The following is a 21,252-nucleotide window of genomic DNA, read 5'->3' on the forward strand; positions in this document are numbered from 1 at the left end:
CAAAAACAACAATACGTTTTACTTGCCTCACTCTCCACCACAGAGCGAGGCAACACCCATGCAAACCACAACCGCAACACTGCACGTACTCCCCACGTGCCCACCTAGCCGCATCTTTGAGGTGCGCCACCTGGCCGTGATCCACGGCTGCACCTTTACCCCCAGCAAGCCCAAGCTCAAAGCCAGCACCGCACCTGCACCCCTCGATCCGAACGATGGGGGGCGCGCAGCATGAGTCTCCATATAGTTGAATTCACTCCGCTACAGCGCTTTTTGATATCCCTGCTAATCGAGATCAATACGGCCCGCGAAGCTACCAGCAGCTACTCCGTCGATTATCACAGCGCAACGGCCCAGGGCATGGTGTATGCGGCGTTAACACTAAAAGTGATCAGCCTCGAAGAGTTCGAACGCCTCACCGACCTTGCCATTGAGGCCGCTGACTATCGGCGCTGTGAGCACACCAACAACTTAGCCCTCTACACATGGACGCCAGCAATGGCCAAAGCGCAGGAGGCAGCAGCATGAACTTCACCCTCCCCGAAGATTCACTGGTGCGCCTGAACGCCCAGCTCAACCTGACCGGCACCTTTAACCACGTACTGCGCGCGCCTTACTCCACCCTGCAGGTCATGCTGCGCCTGATCGTTGAGCGAAGCACCGAGATCAGCGCCGTAACCGTCGAGATGGGCGGCCAGCGCCACAGCATCACCGTCTATAACAACGACCACTCGCGCCACATGCAGGTGGCGGACTTCATCGACGCCATCGCCAACGGCCAGGTAGACAGCGCCGAGCCAGCACCCGCCCGCGTCACCCGCATGCCGGTATTGCCCGAGCCAGACGAACTGCTCAGCACCGACCAGCTTGGCCGCATCAAGTACATGGTGCGCCATGGCGGCAGTGTGGCGCTTGAAACCGGCCACGATCTGCCCATCCACGTAGCCGTGCACCGCACCGCCACAAGCAAGGGCATTACCGCCATCGTCAGCACCGGCAACAGAAGGCCGCGCACCAGCTGCTTTACCGTGCGCGGCACCGACGCCGATTGCCTAAAGCGCCTGCTGGCCAGCATCGAGCACACCCACATTGCTGCCACGCCGCGTATCGCGGCAGCAGCGTGAGGAGCACCCATGAGCCATTCACTAAAAAACGCCGCTGAACGCCTAGGGCTAGGGCACCGCACGCTTATGCAACGCATGCGCGACAAGGGCCTGCTCGATAAACACAACCTGCCGGCCAACCCGGTAATGACCAAGGACTTTCTGGTCACCCGTGAGAATCGCTACCAGCACCCCGAGTACGGCATGCAGTACCCACGCACCACCAGGGTCACCGATATCGGCATTCCGTGGCTCGCCAAGCAGCTCGGCATTGAACGCCCAGCACCACCTGCCGTAGCCGACCCACGTGAGGTCGCGTGAAGAGTTACCCAGAGCCGTGGCCGCGCCAGTTCGCACGCCAGATCGTCGCCATGCCGACCAAAGAGGCAAGGCGCGCGGCACTGGCCGAAGTGCCGGAGGATCTGCGCGACTTGGTGCGCACGCACGTTGAAGACGCCTGGAACAAACCAAAAAGGAACACCCATGGACCGCAAACTAATTGACGCCCTGCTGATCGAGCTGCTGCAGCTGCCCGAGCAGCGCCGCACGCCCGAGAAGATCCTGGCCAACCTCATGCTGGCCGCCACCGCTGCCGGTGTATCACTCACGACCACGGCCGCACCCCTGCAGATCGAGCACCTGCAACTGGCGGCTGCGCTCGACCACCTCGCCGCCGACCTCGGCCCAAACTACCGCGCCCGCGCCATGCTGCGCCTCGGTACGGGTATTGAGGGTGTCGAGCTGGGCGCAGTGATCGAGCCACTGGACAGCACCTCAACCCTACCGCGCTTTGTAGCGTTCGGCACCACCGCGCGCGCCGTGCTGGCCGGCATCAACCGCGATATTCGTACCAGCAACCAACCGCAACCCAAGCCAGCCGCGCCCCGCGCAGCCGGTAAGTTAAAGCTCAGCAGCCTCAAACCCCACGTGGCTAAGGCCAAAGCAGCATGACAGCCCCACAGCGCGAGCTGCGCCTGCCGCCGGCACCACGCTCACAAACCGTAGAGCTGCTGTACCGCACCCTTGGAGACCTGCTCGTGCCGGTAGACCAGGTGCGCGAGCGCTACTTTCGCAACCTAAACCCGGACAACTTCACACGCGCCTTAGCCAGCGGCCGCGTGGCGCTGCCCGTCACCACCCTAGACGAAAGCGCAAAGAGCCCGCGCTTTATCGACATTCGGCACTTGGCCATCCTGATCGACTCTCAGGCAGACGCCGCGGACGTTGAGCTGGCACTTACACCTCAAGAGCAAAAGGACACCGCCTGACCATGGCACGCATCGCCAAAGAGGCACTGGCACCAACCTGCCCAATACCTAAACCCTCAGCCCTAAAGCAAGGCCTTAAGTTTGGGCGCTACCTCATTACAGACCTTGGATTAGAGCGCTTTTGCTCAAAGTGTGAAGACTTCTGGCCAGCCGACACTGAGTTTTTCTGGACGGCTCCACACACAGCATCGGGCCTGCACTGTTACTGCAAAGCCTGTTACGCCAGCTGGAAATCAAAACGCACCCAACAAGCCGCATAACCACCCGCTGCCACCACCAGCGATTCACCACACCAGGAGCAAACCATGGACCTCACCACCCAACAGCTGTACGCAATGTTCGCCATGCTCTCAGTCAGCGCCCTGGCCGGGCTGATCTTCTATTGCATTGGCCTGCGAACAGGCCGCGAGGCAGCCGACCAACTCACCTGCAAGCTAACCAAACACAACAGCACCCTGGGCGACTCGCTGGCTAAGCTCACCACCGATCTTGTTAACGTGAAACGCACCCTTGAGACCCGAGAAGGCGCACTGAGCAAGCTCCGCAAAAGTCTCATCGAGGAGCAACGCGACCACGGCGAAGTAGAGCGCGGCTTACTCAACCGCCTAGCGGCTGCCTGTCCATTGTCAGATGAAGATTACGCCGTGCTGATAGCTATGGCCGCAAAACTAGGCCTAGCTGCAGATACTTTTGCAGGCCTCAACGCTCACGACCACGCAAAAGCATCGCGGCTCTTTCAAACCCAGGCACTAGACATGGCCGAGCGCATCACCAATACCCGCGTTGATCAGCAGGCCACATCGCATGCTGCCACACCCAGCGACAATACCCTGATCGAATGGCTGAACAACCACGCCACCTTGCGCAATGTCACCAACATCGAGGGACTCGAATTTGACGATGGAGTACCAATAGAAAGCCCCGAACATCTACGGAGCCTATTGCAGAAGGCATATCAGAACACGCAGAGCAATTACCTAGATGACCCGCGCTATGAGGTTACGGCCCGAATAGACATCCCCTCCCTGATCAAGACGCGACTGATCAAGCCAGATGATCTCCCAAATGTTTTTGAGCCAGGAGTGCAGGCATGAGGCGCAACTACCCCCTGCTACGCCTAACACCGGAGCAAGCCGGCAAGCTGTTGCACGACTTCGACCGCCTTCAGGCCAAGCACATTCAGTTGCAGGCCGAGCGGGTTGCCCTAGAGCAAGCGCTGAGCAGCCTACATGGACACGAAGCCCTAGTAGCGCTGAGAAATATCGCCCGCAACCAAGCCAAAGCCGCGCTACTGAAAGAGGAGATCGCCTTATGAGCCGAATCATTCTGCATTCCGCCCGCGAATTCGACCTGCTCAATGCTCGCGCGGACCTCATCACCACGCTCGACATCGCCCACGCACTCAGCCTCATCTGCCGCTTCAACGGCCACTGCAGCCGCCACTACTCAGTTGCGCAGCACAGCCTGTTGGTGGCCGATATCGTTCAGAGCCAAGGCCACAGCCCGGAGATTCAACTACAGGCGCTCCTGCATGACGCCGCCGAAGCCTATGTGGGTGACATGGTGCGCCCACTCAAGCTGCTGCTATGGGAAGCCAACGGAGAGTTTGACGCGATCGAGGAACACGTTTGGCGCGCTGTCTGTGAGCGCTTCGATCTAGAGTTAGAACTGCCGGCATGCGTTCATCAAGCCGACATGATCGCCCTTGCCACCGAACGCCGCGATCTACTGCCCGAACACCCAGCAGCATGGGATTGCCTGCGAGGCATCACTCCGCACAACACTGTGCTCGCAACCTGGACACCATGGCAAGCCCGCCAAACCTTCCACGACCGGCTCCTAGAGTTGCTGGCCACCACCCACCGCGCGAGGGCAGCAGCATGACCCAAGCCACCGCCACCCCAACCGCCAAGGCCGTGCCCCAGCACGGCGGGCACCAATGCCAGCGCGGGGGCGTTAAAAAAAGTCTCTGCTGCGCAGCAGCAGGCATTCATGATCTTGACCTGCAAGCCACAAATGCCCTCGCATACCCTACGACAGGCGTGCGCCCGGCGCGCAAACCGAGCACATCGCTCCGCTCCCAAGCCCGCCCGCACGCGCAGCCTGTCGTGGGGTATACGCACCGCTTAAGCATCAGCCGGAGGCGCGCATGAGCACACCACGCTGGGTACTGATCCCTAAGGCCGCCGAGATGCTCGGCTACACCGTCAACGCTATCGAGCACAAAACCAAAAGTGGCATGTGGGCACAAGGTCGCATCTGGCGCAAAGCCCGCGACGGGCGCGTATTCATCAATATCGAGGAGGTCGACAAGTGGGTCGAGAGCACGCCACAAGCAGCGGCCTAGAGGCCGAACTGGCAAAGCACACGGGCGTGGAGATCCACGGCAACAGCCTGCGCATCACATTCATGTGGCGCAGGCAACGTTACCGCGAAACCCTCGGCCTGCCTGTCACTAAGGCCAACATCAAACACGCCGCCCAACTCAGGGCGGCGGTTCTTCATGACGTAAAAATGGGCAAGTTCGATTATGCCCAGCACTTTCCAGACTCAAAAAACGCCAGCAACTACAGCAGCAACCGTGATGAGCGGTTGCACCTGCTGCTGGCCAGGTACAAACCGTTGAAGGCGGTGGACATCACCGAGCAAACAGAGAGTCGCTACAACGCCGCACTGGACATCTGCGTGGACTTGCTCGGCCGCGATCGCTTGGCCAGCATTCTGCTGCCCGAGGATGTGCAGCAGCTGCGCGTTGAGCTAATCGCCGGCCGCGCCACCTCAACCGTCAACCACTACCTGGCCACCCTGGCCGGCTTCCTCGCGTGGTGCGAGAACAACGGCTACTGCCGAGCCGGGGTTGCTGCGGCCTGCATTCGCTTTGAGATGACCGACCGCGACCCAGACCCACTCACCAAAGCCGAGCTGGAACTGATGCTAACCAAGGGCTGCTTGCACCCCATGGACAGAGCAGCCATCACGCTGGCTGTGTACACCGGCCTGCGACCCGGCGAACTGTGCGCACTCGCGCGGGAAGATATCGACCTGCAGAAAGGCTTGCTCAACGTAAACAGGGCCATCACCAGCACGGGCACCTTCAAGCTGCCTAAGACTGGCAAGAAGCGCACAGTGCTATTGCTGCCGCCAGCCCTTGAAGCCTGCAAACAACTGCTGGCCATCGAGCACGGCCTGCCGCCTCAACCGCTCACCATCCAGCTGACCCGGCACGAAACGCTAAAGGAGACAGTCACCCCACTGCTCTCCCCGCTCGTGCAGGCGCGCCGCAAGCAGATCAATAAGTGGTTCGTGCCAACCGCATGGAACACCAAGTGGAGCAACATCCAGCGCCGCTCCGGCATTCGCCCGCGCCGGCCATACCAAACCCGGCACACCTACGCCTGCTGGTGCCTGACAGCCCGTGGTAATCTTGCGTTCATCGCCAAGCAGATGGGTCACAAAGACTTCACCATGCTGGTCCAGGTGTACGCCAAATGGATGGACGACGAGTCCCCGAACGAGCTGCTACACATCTGGTCAGGCATGCAAAGCAGTAAGTGAAATGCCCCAAATCTGCCCCACAAAATTTATCAAATATCTCTAAGCCCCTGATTAATATGGAAATTAAAGATTTATCTAGTCATACCCCCATGATGCAGCAATATTGGCGGCTGAAAAATCAGCACCCCGATCAGCTGATGTTTTACCGCATGGGCGACTTCTACGAGATCTTCTACGAGGACGCAAAAAAGGCCGCCAAATTACTGGACATCACCCTGACCGCCCGCGGCCAATCCGCCGGCCAGGCGATACCCATGTGTGGCATCCCTTACCACTCACTGGAAGGCTATTTGGCTAAGCTGGTCAAACTCGGTGAATCGGTGGTGATCTGCGAGCAAGTCGGCGACCCGGCCACCAGTAAAGGTCCGGTGGAGCGCCAAGTGGTGCGCATTATCACCCCCGGCACCATCAGCGATGAGGCGCTACTCGATGAGCGCCGTGACAACTTGCTGGCGGCGGTTCTGGGGGATGAACGATTGTTCGGCCTGTCCGTACTGGATATCACCAGCGGCCGTTTTAGCGTGCTGGAGATTAAAGGCTGGGAGAATCTACTGGCCGAGCTTGAACGCCTTAATCCGGTTGAGCTGCTGATCCCCGATGACTGGCCGATGGGCTTACCTGCAGAGAAACGCCGCGGTGCAAAGCGTCGCGCGCCATGGGACTTTGAACGTGACACCGCCCATAAAAGCCTGTGCCAACAATTCGCCACCCAGGACCTCAAGGGCTTTGGCTGTGAAAACCTAACGCTGGCCATCGGCGCAGCCGGCTGCCTGCTGGCTTATGCCAAGGAAACCCAGCGCACCTCCCTGCCGCATTTGCGCAGTCTGCGCCATGAACGCTTGGACGATACGGTGATTCTCGACGGCGCCAGCCGGCGCAATCTTGAGCTGGACATCAACCTGGCAGGTGGGCGCGACAACACCCTGCAATCGGTGGTTGATCGCTGCCAAACCGCCATGGGCAGCCGCCTGCTCAGCCGCTGGCTAAATCGTCCCCTGCGTGATCGCAGCGTGCTGCAAGCGCGGCAAGAATCAATTACCTGTTTGCTGGAACGCTACCGCTTTGAAACCTTGCAGCCACAGCTCAAGGAAATCGGTGATCTGGAGCGAATTCTTGCGCGCATCGGCCTGCGTAACGCGCGCCCACGTGACTTAGCACGCCTACGTGATGCTCTCGCCGCGCTGCCTGAGTTGCAAATGGCAATGACCAACTTGCAAGCGCCGCATTTGGCCGAACTGGCGAATGAAGTCAGCACCTATCCAGAACTGGCTGAGCTACTGGCCCGCGCGATTAATGATAATCCGCCGGCGGTGATCCGCGATGGTGGCGTGCTGAAAACCGGTTATGACGCCGAGCTGGACGAACTGCAATCGCTTAGCGAAAACGCCGGCCAGTACCTGATGGACTTGGAAACTCGCGAAAAAGCTCGCACCGGCTTGGCCAACCTCAAGGTCGGCTACAACCGCGTACACGGCTACTTTATTGAGCTGCCGAGCAAACAGGCCGAATCCGCACCGGCTGACTATATCCGCCGTCAGACACTTAAGGGTGCAGAGCGTTTTATCACCCCCGAACTCAAGGAGTTCGAAGACAAAGCACTGTCAGCCAAAAGCCGCGCCCTGGCACGCGAGAAGATGCTCTATGACGCCCTACTGGAACGGTTGATCAGCCACCTTGGCCCACTGCAAGACAGCGCCGCTGCGCTGGCCGAGCTGGACGTGCTGAGTAATCTGGCAGAGCGCGCGCTCAATCTAGACCTGAATTGCCCACGCTTTGTCGATGAGCCATGCATGCGCATCGATCAGGGCCGCCATCCGGTGGTCGAGCAAGTATTGACCACACCATTTGTGGCCAATGACCTGAATCTGGACGATGACACGCGCATGCTGATCATCACCGGGCCAAACATGGGCGGTAAATCCACCTACATGCGTCAGACCGCGCTGATCGTGCTGCTGGCGCACATCGGCAGTTTCGTTCCGGCGAAAAGCTGCGAGCTGTCACTGGTTGATCGTATTTTCACCCGCATCGGCTCCAGCGATGACCTGGCCGGTGGCCGCTCAACCTTTATGGTGGAAATGAGCGAGACCGCTAACATTCTGCATAACGCCAGCGAACGCAGCTTAGTCTTGATGGATGAGGTGGGCCGAGGCACCAGCACCTTCGACGGCCTGTCGCTGGCCTGGGCCGCGGCCGAACAGCTGGCCAAGCTGCGCGCCTACACCCTGTTTGCCACTCACTATTTTGAACTGACCGTGCTGCCGGAAAGCCAGCCCATCGCGGCCAACGTGCACCTCAATGCCACCGAGCACAATGAGCGCATCGTCTTCCTCCACCACGTATTACCCGGCCCCGCGAGCCAGAGCTATGGCCTGGCCGTGGCGCAACTAGCGGGCGTGCCGAATGACGTTATCCTGCGCGCCCGTGAGCACTTGGCACGCTTGGAAACCAACAGCCTGCCCCATGAATTACCCGCCATAGAGCCAGGGCAGAAGGCCGCGCCTATGCAAAGCGATATGTTCGCCAGCCTGCCGCACCCGCTGCAGGAAGAATTGCGCAAGATCAATCCCGATGATCTGACTCCGCGCAAAGCGCTGGAGCTGTTATATACATGGAAGACACGCTTCTAACGCTATTGCGCACGAACTGTTAGAATCGCGCGCATTTTTACCATTGCCCGACTTAACGCCTGAGCCGTGGCCAATACCACCAGCCTGCTAAAGCCCGCATAGAACGGTGCAGGCTGGCGCCCGAGGAGAGACTTAGACATGACCTTCGTCGTTACCGACAACTGCGTCAAATGCAAATACACCGACTGCGTAGAAGTCTGCCCGGTGGACTGCTTCTACGAAGGCCCGAACTTCTTGGTGATCCACCCGGATGAGTGCATTGACTGCGCACTTTGCGAGCCTGAGTGCCCTGCACAAGCTATTTTCTCTGAAGATGAAGTGCCGGAAGATCAGCAGGAATACACCGAACTGAACGCTGATTTAGCCGAAATATGGCCAAATATCACCGAGAAGAAAGAGTCCTTGCCGGACGCTGAAGAGTGGGACGGCGTGAAGGACAAGCTGCAGTACTTGGAGCGTTAGTCGCATCTTATTGCACTGCAACTAAAACCCGCCTTGCGCGGGTTTTTGCTTTCTTACAGGCAAAAAAAGGGGCGGTATAAACCGCCCACTCTTTTGTCCCTAGTCCCTGTATTTCCCAGCTCATCGTCCTGATGAATCGCGTCATGCGATGTCCAAGCTGTCTTCCTTGCAACCTGTGCTTGTCCGTCAGCACAGGTGTAATACTAGCTATCTTTGCCCAGCCAACAAGCAGCTTAAGTACGACTTAACCCGCTCGACACACTCACTAGTTTTTAATATTTATTATATAAATCAATAACTTAAATAAATTTATAGCGTTTCTCTCGTTCAATAATCACCAATCACTTACACAACGTGTAAGCGATGGCTTACACGGGTACTCGCAAAAAGTTCGAGCCTTCCCAAATTATTCAGCTATTTCAGTAGAAGAGCGGTGGTGATCGGCACAGGCGCGGATCCGCGCTGGCGCCCGTTGATCACAAGGGTTTCGCGTTTTTGCCCACCTATCCTAATCGGTAGCGCCTTGTTCCCGATTATTGTTCATCGGCTCGCCGCTTCGCTCCACGCGTATTCTTCACACGCGGCCGCTCTTATGCAGTTGCGCTTCACTTCATGTGTCTGTGATCAGCCTAAGGCGGGACTTGCACCCACAAGATTGCACCCATACTGGGCGTCCCAGAAAAAACCCGGCAGATGCCGGGTTGGGGTCGCGCAGCCGAGCTCACATAAACAGTGAGTCGCTCGACAGGCCATTCTTTTCCAATATCTCGCGCAAGCGCTTAAGGGCCTCGACTTGAATCTGTCGAACACGCTCGCGGGTCAGGCCAATTTCCTGACCCACCTCTTCCAACGTGCAGCTTTCATGGCCACGTAAGCCGAAGCGGCGAATCACCACCTCGCGCTGTTTATCGGTTAAGTCCGACAACCATTGGTCGATGCTTTGTGACAGGTCTTCATCCTGCAGTAACTCGCAAGGGTCAGTTGGACGATGGTCAGTCAGGGTATCCAGCAGGGTTTTATCAGAGTCCTGGCCTAGCGACACATCGACAGAAGAAACGCGCTCATTCAAACCGAGCATGCGCTTAACATCGCTCACCGGCTTTTCGAGTAGATTGGCAATTTCTTCCGCAGAAGGCTCGTGATCAAGTTTCTGCGTCAATTCACGGGCCGCACGCAGGTAGACGTTAAGCTCCTTGACCACATGGATGGGTAAACGGATGGTCCGGGTTTGATTCATGATCGCCCGTTCGATGGTTTGACGAATCCACCACGTGGCGTAGGTGGAGAATCGAAAGCCACGCTCAGGATCGAACTTCTCTACCGCGCGTATCAGACCGAGGTTGCCTTCTTCAATCAGGTCCAGCAGCGACAAGCCGCGGTTGACGTAACGACGGGCGATCTTTACCACCAGGCGCAAGTTGCTTTCGATCATGCGCTTGCGGCCAGCGGGATCACCCTTCTGCGCCAAGCGTGCGAAAAATACTTCCTCTTCAGGCGTCAGTAATGGAGAAAATCCAATTTCGTTGAGGTACAGCTGAGTGGCGTCGAGCGCGCGGGTGTAGTCGATATATTTGTGTTGCTTGCTGCTAGACGCAGAAGCTTTGGATTTAGTGCGGGAGGTAGGCGATTGCGCTTCTTGGTCTGAATCATCGTCGAGGACAATTGCGGGCTCCATTAGGAGCACTTCATCATCGACATCAAACTCCGGCGCTTCTTTTTTATTGAGAGCCATTTTTATTATTCCTTGCTGAGTTCGACAGCAACTCCAAGCGCACCAACTCCCTGGCTGCACCGGAGCCCGTTCTCCCACGTGTGGGGACAGGCCAGCGTAAGGTCAACGTTTAGGCAGGTATTGCAGTGGATCTACAGGTTTACCTTGGCGGCGCACTTCAAAGTGAAGCTTAACCCGGTCGGTCCCTGTGGACCCCATTTCGGCAATTTTCTGCCCGGCTTTGACCTTTTGCCCCTCCTGCACCAATAGCCTGCGGTTATGACCGTAGGCGCTTACGTAGGTATCGCTGTGTTTGATGATTACTAACTCGCCGTAGCCCCGTAAACCACTCCCGGCGTAGACAACTGAACCATCAGACGCAGCTAAAACAGGCTGTCCCAAATCACCGGCTATATCAATGCCTTTATTCAAACTGCCGTTTGAGGAAAAACGCCCGATAACCGCGCCATTAGAGGGCCACAACCAGCCCGATGCAGAACGCTGCGTGGGCGGTAACGCAGTGATACTTGGCGCAGTTTTGACCGAGGCTGATGGCTGAGTTTGGATAGGCCTGGATTGAATTGGCACGCTCGGCCGGCTGGGCGGCGTCACAATCACCGGTGCAGTGGCCACGCTAGGCGGACGACTGGCAGGCTGACCGTCAAAACGAATAATTTGCCCCACACGAATCAGGTAAGGCGGCGCAATACGATTACGCGCGGCCAGCGCCTTCCAATCCCAGCCGAAGCGAAAGGCAATGGAATATAAGGTATCGCCGCGTTGTACTTGATATTGGCCATTGGTGACCGGCTGACGTAGCGACCCTTGGCCCGCTGCGCCATGAGTGCGATCAACCACCTTGACGCCACCCGCTGGCGGGCTCGCACAAGCACTTAATAACGCACCCAAGACCAGACCGCCCAACAGGTTAAGAGCGTTGCTGGCGTGCATTGGCAATTGAAAGGCTGTGAAACTCACCCGCATCTCCCTCAGGTAAAACTGGCTTCATCGTGCTGGCATGCATTGTGCCGCAATTATGAGTTATCGCCAGCGCTTTGCGGGTTGCGCCCGGCTAACCATTCCAGGCCAAGTACTAGCATGACGCCGGTAATGGCTAACGTAACTGCCAAGAGCAACTGCGGGTCTTGGCCATTGATAGCGGCAAAATGCGAGGGCCAGAGGTTGGCTTGCAGCAGAGGCACGGGCTCGCCATGGCTATCGGTACGCCAGGTCAGGGTTTCTTTCCAGGGCCAAATCTTATTCAGCGAACCAATCATTAACCCGGTCAGAAATGCCAGCGTGAGGTCGCGCCAACGTGCTAGCAACCAACGCAGAATACCGGCAAAGCTGACGATGCCAACTAAGCAACCACTGGCAAAAATCAACAAAACCGCAAGATCTAGGTTTTTTACCGCGGTCAGCACAACGCTGTACAAACCCAACAACACCAGAATAAAACTGCCAGAAATACCCGGCAGAATCATCGCGCAAATAGCGATAGCGCCGGCAAAGAATAGGCTCAGTGGGTCTTGCCCCAACTGCAGGGGTGACGCCACGGTAATCCAGTAAGCGAATACCGCGCCCAGTCCCAAACTGAAAAACCGGGTCCAGTTCCACTGTCCGATTTCGCGGACAACTAAGTGCGTGGAGACCAAAATCAGGCCAAAGAAGAACGACCAAACCGGAATCGGCTGCTCAACCAACAAGTACGTTATGACGCGAGCGAGGCTTAGTACGCTGGTCAAAATGCCCAGCAGCAACACCAGCAAAAAAGTCGCATTAGCCGTCTTCCAAGCCTCGACGATGCGCCCGCGCAGTAACAGACCAAGGGCTAAAGGCACGCTGGCAATCGAGCGCAACAGTTCGTCATAAATCCCGGTAATAAAAGCCACGGTACCGCCCGATACGCCGGGCACCACGTCAGCAGCGCCCATGGCAATGCCTTTGGCGTAGAGCAGAAAATACTTCTTCATGGGGTCCATCCGTGAACGATCAGGCAATCAGGCCAGCGGCCCATTGAGCAAGGGTACAAAGCGCACGGCATCGAGGACGTGCCGTGAGAATCCGTCTTCTTCACGAATAATCAGCAACAACTCCTGCACATCCCCTGCGCCAACCGGAATAACCAAGCGTCCGCCGGGAGCAAGCTGATCGAGCAAGGCCTGAGGCACATTGGCGGCTGCCGCCGTGACGATAATGCCGTTGTAAGGGCCGAGCGCATTCCAGCCTTCCCAGCCATCACCCCAACGGAACACCACATTGCGCAAATTCAGTTCGACCAGACGCTCCTTGGCTTTTTCTTGCAAATTCTGAATGCGCTCAACGCTGAATACACGCTCGACCAGCTGAGCCAGAATGGCCGTCTGGTAGCCAGAGCCGGTGCCAATTTCCAGCACCTTATCCAGCGGGCCGGCCGCCAGCAGTAATTCGCTCATGCGCGCCACCATATAAGGCTGCGAGATGGTTTGATTACTACCGATCGGCAACGCGGTGTCTTCGTAAGCGCGGTGAGCCAGAGCCTCATCGACGAACAAATGACGTGGCGTACGACGAATGGTCTCCAGCACATGGGCGTTGGACAATCCCTCCTCGTAAAGCCGCTGAATCAGCCGCTCGCGGGTGCGCTGCGAGGTCATGCCGATACCGCGATGCTGCAACTCGTCCTGCTCACGGCGGATCACAACAGCCCCTCCAGCCAAGGTTGTAGGCTGTTAAATCCGTCCATAAAGGTGCGGTCAAGTTGCAACGGCGTCACCGACACGTAGCCTTGCATCACCGCATGGAAATCCGTGCCCGGCCCGCCATCTTCAGCATCACCGGCCACCGAAATCCAGTAACCCTCTTTACCGCGCGGGTTAACCACCTTCACCGGCGCCGCAGCCCGAGCACGATGGCCCAAGCGGGTCAGCTGAATGCCGCGAATGTGTTCCAACGGCAGATTGGGGATATTCACATTGAGTACGGTGCGCGGCGGCAGATTGAGCTGCTCATGCGCCTCAACCAACTTGCGGGCGAAATAGGCTGCGGTGGGCAGGTTATCCGGCAGGCGCGAAAGCAAGGAAAACGCGAACGCCGGACGCGCCAGAAAACGTCCTTCTAGGGCCGCGGCGACGGTGCCGGAATACAGCACATCGTCGCCAAGGTTAGCGCCCAAATTAATCCCCGCCACCACCAAATCCGCCACGTGCGGCAACAACCCATTCAGACCGAGGTGCACACAGTCGGTCGGCGTGCCGTTGAGGCTGATATAGCCATTGGGCAATGTGGTTGGGTGCAAGGGGCGGTCGAGGGTCAGCGAGCTGCTCGCGCCGCTTTTGTCCTGATCGGGGGCGATCACCCTGCACTCAGCATAATCGGCGAGCGCGGCATGCAACGCCGCCAACCCTGGCGCGCTAACGCCGTCATCATTAGAAATTAGAATACGCATGAGTTGTCCGTCTGCCCTGCAGGCAACAGATCGACGAGCTCACGCACCAATACGGTGGCAAAGCATCCAGCCGGCAGGACGAATTCCAGTTGCAAAATGTCAGGCTCGGGATAATGCCACGACAGGCCGCCAATGGGGAGGCGAAGGATGCGCCGTTCGTGGGTCATGCCGGCTTCTGCCAACCAGTCGACCAAGACCTTCTCACGAACAGCCAGATCCTGCTCCAGCGTTTGCGCAACTCCTTCGGCCGCAGACGCGCCAGCGCCCCACAGAGGCCCGGTGGGGTGTAGATCAAGAATCGCCAAGCGTGGGTCCGTGCATTCCGTCTCACCGGCGGGAAAGAAACTGCGGCTGTCGGTAAACGCCAGCAAATCCCCCAGCAATGCCTGATCCCACGTTCCAGCTTTAACTCGCTCGGCTAACACCTGATTGAACAGATAACTGCGCGCCGCTGAGAGCACCCGCGAGCGCACATTGCGTTTTTCCGGCAGCGTTTTATCAGCCGCAAAATGCCGGGCATGTGCGACATTGCCACCCTCGAAACCGAAGCGCTGTAAGCCGTAATAGTTGGGAATGCCTTGGCCTGCGATGTGCCTTAGGCGCTTATCCAGCGCCTCACGATCCACGACCAACTGGGTCAGGCGTAACGTAAAACCGTTGGCCGCGTGGGCGCCGCGCTGCAGTTTGCGGGTATGCCGAACCTGTTTGAGGATGCTCAGGCTGGCGTCTTCGGCGGCGCTCAGATCAGGATCAGCCTTGCCCGGCAGGTGCAGGCTGAACCACTGGCGGGTCAAGGCCTGCCGATCTTTGAGGCCGGCGTAGCTGATCAACCGTAGCGGCACACCGGCGGCGCGGGCAATACGTTTGGCTGCCTCTTCGGTATTTAGCTCGCGCTTTTCCACCCATAACCACAGGTGTTCACCTTCGCCAGCCAGCGGAATATCCAACACTTCATCGACTTGGAAATCTTCCGCCACGGCTTTTAGTACCGCGGTGCCGCAAGGTTCGCCATAGGCGCAGGGGCCTAACAATTCATGTTCGTTCATCGAGCCACCAACAGCGCAACGGCATGCACGGCGATGCCTTCTTCACGGCCGGTAAAGCCGAGTTTTTCCGTGGTAGTGGCCTTGACGTTGACCTGATCCAGGCTGACCTGCAGATCTTCGGCGATGCGTCCCCGCATGCTGTCGATATGCGGCGCCATCTTGGGGGCTTGGGCGACGATGGTGGCGTCAACATTGTTGACCTGCCAGCCTTTTGCGTGGATCAGCCCAACTACGTGGCGCAGTAGCACACGGCTGTCAGCCCCCTTGAAGGTGGAATCGCTATCCGGGAAATGCTTACCGATATCGCCCAGCGCCGCCGCACCCAGCAACGCATCGCTCAGGGCATGCAGCAGCACGTCCCCGTCGGAATGAGCCAACAGGCCCAATGTGTGGGGGATTTGTACGCCGCCCAAGGTAATGAAGGTACCCTCGGTAAAGCGATGCACGTCGTAGCCGTGGCCAATACGCATCAAGCTGCTCATAAAAATCAGGCCCTACAAAAGTCAGGGCGTGATTCTAACCGTATTGCCGCGAATCCCGGATGAAATCCGGGAACGGAATGCATCAATTTTCGTCTGGGCTAAGCCGAACACAATGCCGCCGCATGGTGACGCAGATGGTCATCCACAAAGCTGGCGATAAAGTAGTAGCTATGGTCGTAGCCCGGCTGCAAACGCAGGGTTAACGGGTGCCCTGCGGCTTGCGCAGCGGCTTTGAGGGCATCCGGCTTGAGCTGGTTTTCTAGGAAATCATCGCGATCCCCCTGATCAACCAGAATCGGCAGCTTTTCGGTCGCCTCGGCCAGCAAGGCGCAGGCATCCCACTCGCGCCAGCGCGAACGCTCCTCACCTAGGTAGCGGGAAAACGCCTTCTCACCCCAAGGGCAGTTGCTCGGGTTGCTGATCGGCGCAAATGCCGACAGCGATTGATAGCGCCCAGGGTTGCGCAGCGCGCAGACCAACGCACCATGCCCGCCCATGGAGTGGCCACTGATGCCACGTCTATCCGATACCGGAAAGTTCGCCTCGATCAGCGCCGGCAACTCCTGCACCACATAGTCATGCATGCGGTAGTGACGCGCCCAAGGTTCTTGGGTGGCATTGACGTAGAAGCCAGCACCCAAGCCAAAATCCCACCCCTTATCGGGATCATCCGGCACCTCAGCGCCACGCGGGCTGGTGTCAGGGGCTACAATAATTATCCCCAACTCGGCCGCCAGCTTGTGCGCACCGGCCTTCTGCATAAAATTCTCATCAGTGCAGGTCAAGCCGCTCAGCCAGTACAACACCGGCAATTTACCGCCCCGCTCGGCCTGCGGCGGCAGGTACACAGCAAACACCATGTCACAGCCCAGCACGGCTGAACGATGGCGATAGCGCTTATGCCAACCACCGGCACTTTTTTGGCAGGAAATATTTTCCAAACTCATGGCGGACCTCAGAAGTGAATAACGGTGCGGATACTCTTGCCTTCATGCATCAGGTCGAATGCTTTGTTGATGTCTTCCAGCGGCATGGTGTGGGTGATGAAAGTATCCAGCGGGATTTCGCCCTTCTGCGCCTTTTCCACATAGCTTGGCAGTTCGGTACGGCCTTTCACGCCACCAAAGGCAGAACCGCGCCAGACGCGCCCCGTGACCAACTGGAACGGTCGGGTAGAGATTTCCTGACCCGCACCGGCCACACCGATAATCACTGACTCGCCCCAGCCTTTATGGGCGCATTCCAGCGCCGCACGCATCAACTGCACATTGCCAACGCACTCAAAGGAATAATCCACGCCGCCATCGGTCATCTCGACGATCACTTCCTGAATCGGCTTGGCGAAATCTTTTGGGTTAACGAAATCGGTCGCACCCAACTCACGAGCCACTTCGAACTTAGCCGGGTTGATATCGACGGCGATGATGCGCGAGGCCTTGGCCATTTTCGCGCCGATGATCGCCGCTAGGCCGATGCCGCCGAGACCGAAGATCGCCACGGTCGCGCCTTCTTCAACCTTGGCCGTATTCAGTACCGCGCCAATACCGGTGGTCACGCCGCAACCGAGCAGGCAAACTTTTTCCAGCGGCGCATCTTTCGGAATTACTGCAAGGGAAACTTCCGGCAGCACGGTGTATTCGGAGAAGGTCGAGCAGCCCATGTAGTGATAGATCGGCTCACCTTTATAGGAAAAGCGACTGGTGCCATCCGGCATTACACCCTTGCCCTGGGTGGCGCGCACCGAACTGCACAGGTTGGTCTTGCCGGACGTGCAGAATTTGCAGGTGCGGCATTCGGCGGTGTACAGCGGAATCACGTGATCACCGACCTGCACCGAGGTCACACCTTCACCAATGGCCTCAACAATGCCACCACCTTCGTGACCCAGCACGGCTGGGAACACCCCTTCGGAATCTTCACCCGACAAGGTGTAAGCATCGGTGTGGCAGACGCCCGTGGCGACAATCCGCACCAGCACCTCGCCTGCTTTGGGCGCGGCGACGTCGATTTCGACGATTTGCAACGGTTGATTCGGGGCAAAAGCTACGGCAGCACGGGACTTGATCATGGGCGCTCTCCAGCGGATTCGACGATGGCATGAGTGTAGATCAATGACTCAGAATAAATAATCCGCCAAAAAACAAAATATTATTGCTATACAGGGATAATCAATCACCACCAAGAGTCGCCATGATGAATCGCTGGGAGGGCCTTGATGAGTTTGTTGCCGTCGCCGAATGCGGCCAGTTCACCGCCGCCGCTGAACGTTTGGGCCTGTCGTCATCGCAGGTCAGCCGGCAAATCGCACGCCTGGAAGAACGCCTGCAAACCCGCCTGTTTTACCGCAGCACCCGCCGCGTGGCGCTGACTGAAGCCGGACAGACCTTTTTGCAGCACTGCCAGCGCCTGCAGGATGCCCGCGAAGAAGCGCTGCGTGCCGTCGGCGACCTGAGTAGTGAGCCCAAAGGGCTGCTGCGCATGACCTGCGCAGTGGCCTACGGGGAACGTTTTATCGTGCCGTTGGTGACCGATTTTATGGTGCAGCACCCGCAGCTACGGGTGGATATCGAACTGACGAACCGCACCCTCGACCTGCTGCACGATGGCCTAGACCTGGCGATCCGCTTGGGCCGCTTGCAAGACTCACGCTTGGTCGCCGCTCGCCTAGCGCCTAGGCAGATGTACCTGTGCGCCGCACCCGATTATCTGCAGCGTTACGGTCGGCCACATTCGTTGTCTGAACTGAGCCAACACAACTGCCTGATCGGCAGCTCTGATTTGTGGAACTTCCAAGCCAATGGACGTGATACCACTGTGCGCGTGCAGGGCAACTGGCGCTGCAACAGCGGCCAGGCGGTGCTGGAGGCGGCATTACGCGGGATTGGCCTGTGCCAACTGCCGGATTACTACGTACTGGCGCATCTGCGCAGTGGCGCGTTGGTATCCCTACTGGACAACCAACAACCACCCGACACCGCCGTATGGGCGATTTACCCTCAACAACGGCACCTGTCGCCCAAGGTCCGGCAGTTGGTGGACTTTCTTAAACAGGGCTTGGCGCAGCGCAGTGAATACCGCTAGCTCTTCAGCGAATACCGCTAGCTCTTCAGCTGCCAAAGGCTGGCCAGCTGGCATAGATCTTCGGGGCGGGTGACTTTGAGGTTATCCGAGCGCCCCTCGATCAGGCGCGGTGCTTGCCCGGCCCACTCTATCGCTGAGGCTTCGTCGGTAATCGCCACCCCAGCAAGCAAGGCATCGGCCAGCGCCCGCTGCAATTCACCTAGGCGGAACATTTGCGGAGTAAACGCCTGCCAGATGCCTGAGCGATCCACCGTACTTTGCACACGACCATCGGCGCTCGCACGCTTGAGCGTATCGCGAGCAGGCGCGGCAAGCAGGCCGCCCACCGGATCATTGGCCAGCTCGGTGAGCAACATATCCAGATCGCTGCGCGCCAGGTTGGGTCGCGCCGCATCATGCACCAGCACCCAATCCTGCTTTTGCGCGCCCAACTCGCCCAGGCGCAACAGACCGCTCAGCACCGAATCAGCGCGTTCCGCCCCGCCCTCAGCGCGCTGAATACGCGGGTCACGAGCGCACGCAAGAGTCGGCCAATAAGGATCGTCAACAGCCAAGCTGACCACCACCGCACGCAGCTGCGGGTGCTCAAGAAAGCAGGCCAATGTGTGCTCGATAATCGTTTTGCCGGCCAGCGCTAAATACTGCTTAGGCCGATCAGCGCGCATTCGGCTGCCGATACCGGCGGCTGGGAGCAACGCCCAGAAAGGTGGTAACGCAGAGGTATTCATTCAGCCAACTGATAGAGGGTTTCGCCCTCTTTGAGCATGCCCAGCTCTTGGCGTGCACGCTCTTCAACCGTTTCCATGCCACTTTTCAGCTCAAGAACCTCGGCTTCAAGAATCCGATTGCGCTCCTGCAACTGCTGGTTCTCGCCTTGCTGATCGGCAATCTGCTGCTGCAACTGGGTGACCTGCGCCAAGCTGCCATCACCCACCCACAGGCGATACTGCAAGCCTGCCAGCACGGCAATTAGCACGATAAACACCCAGTAGAAATTATTACGCATAGCGAAAAGAGCTTCCGAACGAAAAGAGGGGCGACTCACGCCGCCCCCCTTTTATCATGCCACGGGTGATCACTGAAAACGCCGCATCATCGCCTGCAGCCTTGCTTAGCCGCGGAACTCAGCGCGACCGTTGTAGGGTGCTTTACCCGCCAATTGCTCTTCGATACGCAGCAGTTGGTTGTACTTGGATACGCGGTCGGAGCGGCACAGCGAACCGGTCTTGATCTGACCCGCTGCAGTGCCCACGGCCAAGTCAGCAATGGTGCTGTCTTCGGTTTCACCAGAGCGATGCGAGATAACCGCAGTGTAGCCAGCCGCTTTGGCCATCTGGATGGCTTCCAGGGTTTCGCTCAGGGTGCCGATTTGGTTGAACTTGATCAGGATTGAATTGCCGATCGACTCATCGATGCCGCGCTTAAGTATCTTGGTGTTGGTGACGAACAGATCATCGCCGACCAGTTGCACCTTCTTGCCAATCTTATCCGTCAAGATTTTCCAGCCTGCCCAATCCGACTCGTCCATGCCGTCTTCAATGGAAATGATTGGATAACGCTCAGCCAGACCCGCCAGGTAATCGGCAAACCCTGCGCCGTCAAACACTTTGCCTTCACCGGCCAGGTCGTATTTACCGTCTTTGTAGAACTCGCTGGCCGCACAATCCAAAGCCAGGGTGACATCGTCGCCCAAGGTGTAGCCGGCGTTAGCCACCGCCTCAACAATAGCAGCCAAGGCATCTTCGTTAGACGCCAAGTTCGGCGCAAAGCCGCCCTCGTCACCGACCGAGGTGCTCAGGCCACGGGCTTTGAGCACAGCTTTAAGGTGGTGGAATATCTCGGTGCCCATGCGCAGCGCTTCAGAGAAGGTCTTGGCGCCAACCGGCTGGACCATGAACTCCTGAATGTCGACGTTGTTATCGGCATGTTCGCCGCCGTTGATGATGTTCATCATCGGCACTGGCATCGAATAAACACCCGGGGTGCCGTTCAGATCAGCAATGTGCGCGTACAGCGGCACGCCTTTGGCCTGCGCAGCCGCTTTGGCAGCGGCCAACGACACCGCCAGAATAGCGTTGGCACCCAGCGTGGCTTTGTTTTCTGTGCCGTCGAGGGCAATCATCGCTAAATCGAGGGCTTTCTGGTCGACTGCATCTTTGCCCAGCAACACGTCACGGATCGGGCCATTAATGTTGGCCACAGCCTTGAGCACGCCCTTACCTAGATAACGGCTGTTATCGCCATCACGCAATTCCAAGGCTTCACGCGAACCGGTGGAAGCACCAGACGGCGCACAGGCACTGCCCACAATGCCGCCTTCGAGAATTACATCGGCTTCTACAGTGGGGTTGCCACGGGAATCGAGAACCTCGCGGCCTTTGATGTCGACGATCTTTGCCATTGCGTGTAGCACTCCAGAAAATTGACGAAAAGGGTCGAGCTCAGCTGCAACGTGTTACCGACCAAGAGCAAGCTGATATAAAAATT

The 21,252-nt window shown here is 58.1% G+C and carries 27 protein-coding genes; 15 read left to right on the forward strand and 12 right to left on the reverse strand.

Going from position 1 to position 21,252, the window contains the following annotated elements:
- The first annotated feature begins 58 nt into the window (after positions 1-58).
- The 14 genes from WF513_RS12175 (at position 59) to fdxA (ending at position 9,018) form a co-directional block, all read left to right on the forward strand.
- Positions 59-235 carry a hypothetical protein gene (locus WF513_RS12175; RefSeq protein ID WP_339079649.1) on the forward strand — a complete coding sequence of 59 codons (177 nt, stop codon included), beginning with the start codon at positions 59-61 and terminating at the stop codon, positions 233-235.
- Positions 232-528: a hypothetical protein gene (locus WF513_RS12180; protein WP_339079650.1), complete on the forward strand. Its 297-nt coding sequence runs from the start codon at positions 232-234 to the stop codon at positions 526-528. Before WF513_RS12175 ends, WF513_RS12180 begins: the two co-directional genes overlap by 4 nt.
- Positions 525-1,124 carry a hypothetical protein gene (locus WF513_RS12185; RefSeq protein WP_339079651.1) on the forward strand — a complete coding sequence of 200 codons (600 nt, stop codon included), beginning with the start codon at positions 525-527 and terminating at the stop codon, positions 1,122-1,124. Before WF513_RS12180 ends, WF513_RS12185 begins: the two co-directional genes overlap by 4 nt.
- Before the next feature lie 9 nt (positions 1,125-1,133).
- Complete coding sequence (locus WF513_RS12190; RefSeq protein WP_339079652.1) at positions 1,134-1,424, forward strand: phage antirepressor KilAC domain-containing protein; 291 nt, start codon at positions 1,134-1,136, stop codon at positions 1,422-1,424.
- Positions 1,421-1,606 carry a hypothetical protein gene (locus WF513_RS12195; protein WP_339079653.1) on the forward strand — a complete coding sequence of 62 codons (186 nt, stop codon included), beginning with the start codon at positions 1,421-1,423 and terminating at the stop codon, positions 1,604-1,606. The genes WF513_RS12190 and WF513_RS12195 overlap by 4 nt, the downstream gene beginning before the upstream one ends.
- Complete coding sequence (locus WF513_RS12200; protein WP_339079654.1) at positions 1,587-2,054, forward strand: hypothetical protein; 468 nt, start codon at positions 1,587-1,589, stop codon at positions 2,052-2,054. The genes WF513_RS12195 and WF513_RS12200 overlap by 20 nt, the downstream gene beginning before the upstream one ends.
- Positions 2,051-2,371 (forward strand): pyocin activator PrtN family protein, encoded by a 321-nt coding sequence (locus WF513_RS12205; RefSeq protein WP_339079655.1) that lies wholly within the window; start codon positions 2,051-2,053, stop codon positions 2,369-2,371. The genes WF513_RS12200 and WF513_RS12205 overlap by 4 nt, the downstream gene beginning before the upstream one ends.
- A gap of 305 nt (positions 2,372-2,676) precedes the next feature.
- Entirely contained in the window at positions 2,677-3,465 is a 789-nt protein-coding gene (locus WF513_RS12210) for a hypothetical protein (RefSeq protein ID WP_339079656.1), read from the forward strand.
- A complete protein-coding gene (locus WF513_RS12215; RefSeq protein ID WP_339079657.1) occupies positions 3,462-3,686 on the forward strand; it encodes a hypothetical protein in 225 nt (74 codons plus the stop codon). Before WF513_RS12210 ends, WF513_RS12215 begins: the two co-directional genes overlap by 4 nt.
- Positions 3,683-4,255 carry a phosphohydrolase gene (locus tag WF513_RS12220; protein ID WP_339079658.1) on the forward strand — a complete coding sequence of 191 codons (573 nt, stop codon included), beginning with the start codon at positions 3,683-3,685 and terminating at the stop codon, positions 4,253-4,255. Before WF513_RS12215 ends, WF513_RS12220 begins: the two co-directional genes overlap by 4 nt.
- 265 nt (positions 4,256-4,520) lie before the next feature.
- Complete coding sequence (locus tag WF513_RS12225; protein WP_339079659.1) at positions 4,521-4,718, forward strand: excisionase; 198 nt, start codon at positions 4,521-4,523, stop codon at positions 4,716-4,718.
- Positions 4,685-5,926 (forward strand): site-specific integrase, encoded by a 1,242-nt coding sequence (locus tag WF513_RS12230; protein ID WP_339079660.1) that lies wholly within the window; start codon positions 4,685-4,687, stop codon positions 5,924-5,926. The genes WF513_RS12225 and WF513_RS12230 overlap by 34 nt, the downstream gene beginning before the upstream one ends.
- Positions 5,927-5,988: 62 nt before the next feature.
- Positions 5,989-8,556 carry a DNA mismatch repair protein MutS gene (gene mutS / locus WF513_RS12235; RefSeq protein WP_339083548.1) on the forward strand — a complete coding sequence of 856 codons (2,568 nt, stop codon included), beginning with the start codon at positions 5,989-5,991 and terminating at the stop codon, positions 8,554-8,556.
- Positions 8,557-8,694: 138 nt separating this feature from the next.
- Positions 8,695-9,018, forward strand: a complete 324-nt coding sequence (fdxA, locus tag WF513_RS12240; RefSeq protein ID WP_090238784.1) for a ferredoxin FdxA — start codon at positions 8,695-8,697, stop codon at positions 9,016-9,018.
- A 721-nt stretch (positions 9,019-9,739) separates the two neighbouring features.
- On the opposite strand, the gene rpoS is transcribed toward fdxA, so the two are convergent.
- The 9 genes from rpoS to WF513_RS12285 form a co-directional block, all read right to left on the reverse strand.
- Positions 9,740-10,750 (reverse strand): RNA polymerase sigma factor RpoS, encoded by a 1,011-nt coding sequence (gene rpoS, locus WF513_RS12245; RefSeq protein WP_339079662.1) that lies wholly within the window; start codon positions 10,748-10,750, stop codon positions 9,740-9,742.
- A 102-nt stretch (positions 10,751-10,852) separates the two neighbouring features.
- A complete protein-coding gene (locus WF513_RS12250) occupies positions 10,853-11,680 on the reverse strand; it encodes a peptidoglycan DD-metalloendopeptidase family protein (protein WP_339083550.1) in 828 nt (275 codons plus the stop codon).
- A gap of 83 nt (positions 11,681-11,763) precedes the next feature.
- Positions 11,764-12,702, reverse strand: a complete 939-nt coding sequence (locus WF513_RS12255; protein WP_339079664.1) for a DUF368 domain-containing protein — start codon at positions 12,700-12,702, stop codon at positions 11,764-11,766.
- A gap of 27 nt (positions 12,703-12,729) precedes the next feature.
- Complete coding sequence (locus WF513_RS12260) at positions 12,730-13,365, reverse strand: protein-L-isoaspartate(D-aspartate) O-methyltransferase (protein WP_339083552.1); 636 nt, start codon at positions 13,363-13,365, stop codon at positions 12,730-12,732.
- 41 nt (positions 13,366-13,406) lie between these two features.
- Entirely contained in the window at positions 13,407-14,156 is a 750-nt protein-coding gene (gene surE, locus WF513_RS12265) for a 5'/3'-nucleotidase SurE (protein ID WP_339079665.1), read from the reverse strand.
- Positions 14,144-15,202, reverse strand: a complete 1,059-nt coding sequence (gene truD / locus WF513_RS12270; RefSeq protein WP_339079666.1) for a tRNA pseudouridine(13) synthase TruD — start codon at positions 15,200-15,202, stop codon at positions 14,144-14,146. The genes surE and truD overlap by 13 nt, the downstream gene beginning before the upstream one ends.
- A complete protein-coding gene (gene ispF, locus WF513_RS12275) occupies positions 15,199-15,672 on the reverse strand; it encodes a 2-C-methyl-D-erythritol 2,4-cyclodiphosphate synthase (protein WP_339083554.1) in 474 nt (157 codons plus the stop codon). Before ispF ends, truD begins: the two co-directional genes overlap by 4 nt.
- A gap of 110 nt (positions 15,673-15,782) precedes the next feature.
- Positions 15,783-16,631, reverse strand: a complete 849-nt coding sequence (fghA, locus tag WF513_RS12280) for an S-formylglutathione hydrolase (protein WP_339079667.1) — start codon at positions 16,629-16,631, stop codon at positions 15,783-15,785.
- 8 nt (positions 16,632-16,639) lie between these two features.
- On the reverse strand, positions 16,640-17,752 hold the full coding sequence (locus tag WF513_RS12285) for an S-(hydroxymethyl)glutathione dehydrogenase/class III alcohol dehydrogenase (RefSeq protein ID WP_339079668.1): 1,113 nt from the start codon (positions 17,750-17,752) through the stop codon (positions 16,640-16,642).
- Positions 17,753-17,877: 125 nt separating this feature from the next.
- Between WF513_RS12285 and WF513_RS12290 the strand changes: the two genes are divergently transcribed.
- Positions 17,878-18,765 carry a LysR family transcriptional regulator gene (locus WF513_RS12290; RefSeq protein WP_339083556.1) on the forward strand — a complete coding sequence of 296 codons (888 nt, stop codon included), beginning with the start codon at positions 17,878-17,880 and terminating at the stop codon, positions 18,763-18,765.
- A gap of 17 nt (positions 18,766-18,782) precedes the next feature.
- On the opposite strand, the gene ispD is transcribed toward WF513_RS12290, so the two are convergent.
- From ispD to eno, 3 genes are all read right to left on the reverse strand, one after another.
- Complete coding sequence (gene ispD / locus WF513_RS12295) at positions 18,783-19,493, reverse strand: 2-C-methyl-D-erythritol 4-phosphate cytidylyltransferase (protein WP_339079669.1); 711 nt, start codon at positions 19,491-19,493, stop codon at positions 18,783-18,785.
- A complete protein-coding gene (gene ftsB / locus WF513_RS12300) occupies positions 19,490-19,771 on the reverse strand; it encodes a cell division protein FtsB (RefSeq protein WP_339079670.1) in 282 nt (93 codons plus the stop codon). Before ftsB ends, ispD begins: the two co-directional genes overlap by 4 nt.
- A 105-nt stretch (positions 19,772-19,876) precedes the next feature.
- Positions 19,877-21,166: a phosphopyruvate hydratase gene (gene eno, locus WF513_RS12305; protein ID WP_339079671.1), complete on the reverse strand. Its 1,290-nt coding sequence runs from the start codon at positions 21,164-21,166 to the stop codon at positions 19,877-19,879.
- Positions 21,167-21,252: the final 86 nt, after the last annotated feature.

Source organism: Pseudomonas sp. TMP9 (assembly GCF_037943105.1).
Lineage (GTDB): Bacteria > Pseudomonadota > Gammaproteobacteria > Pseudomonadales > Pseudomonadaceae > Aquipseudomonas.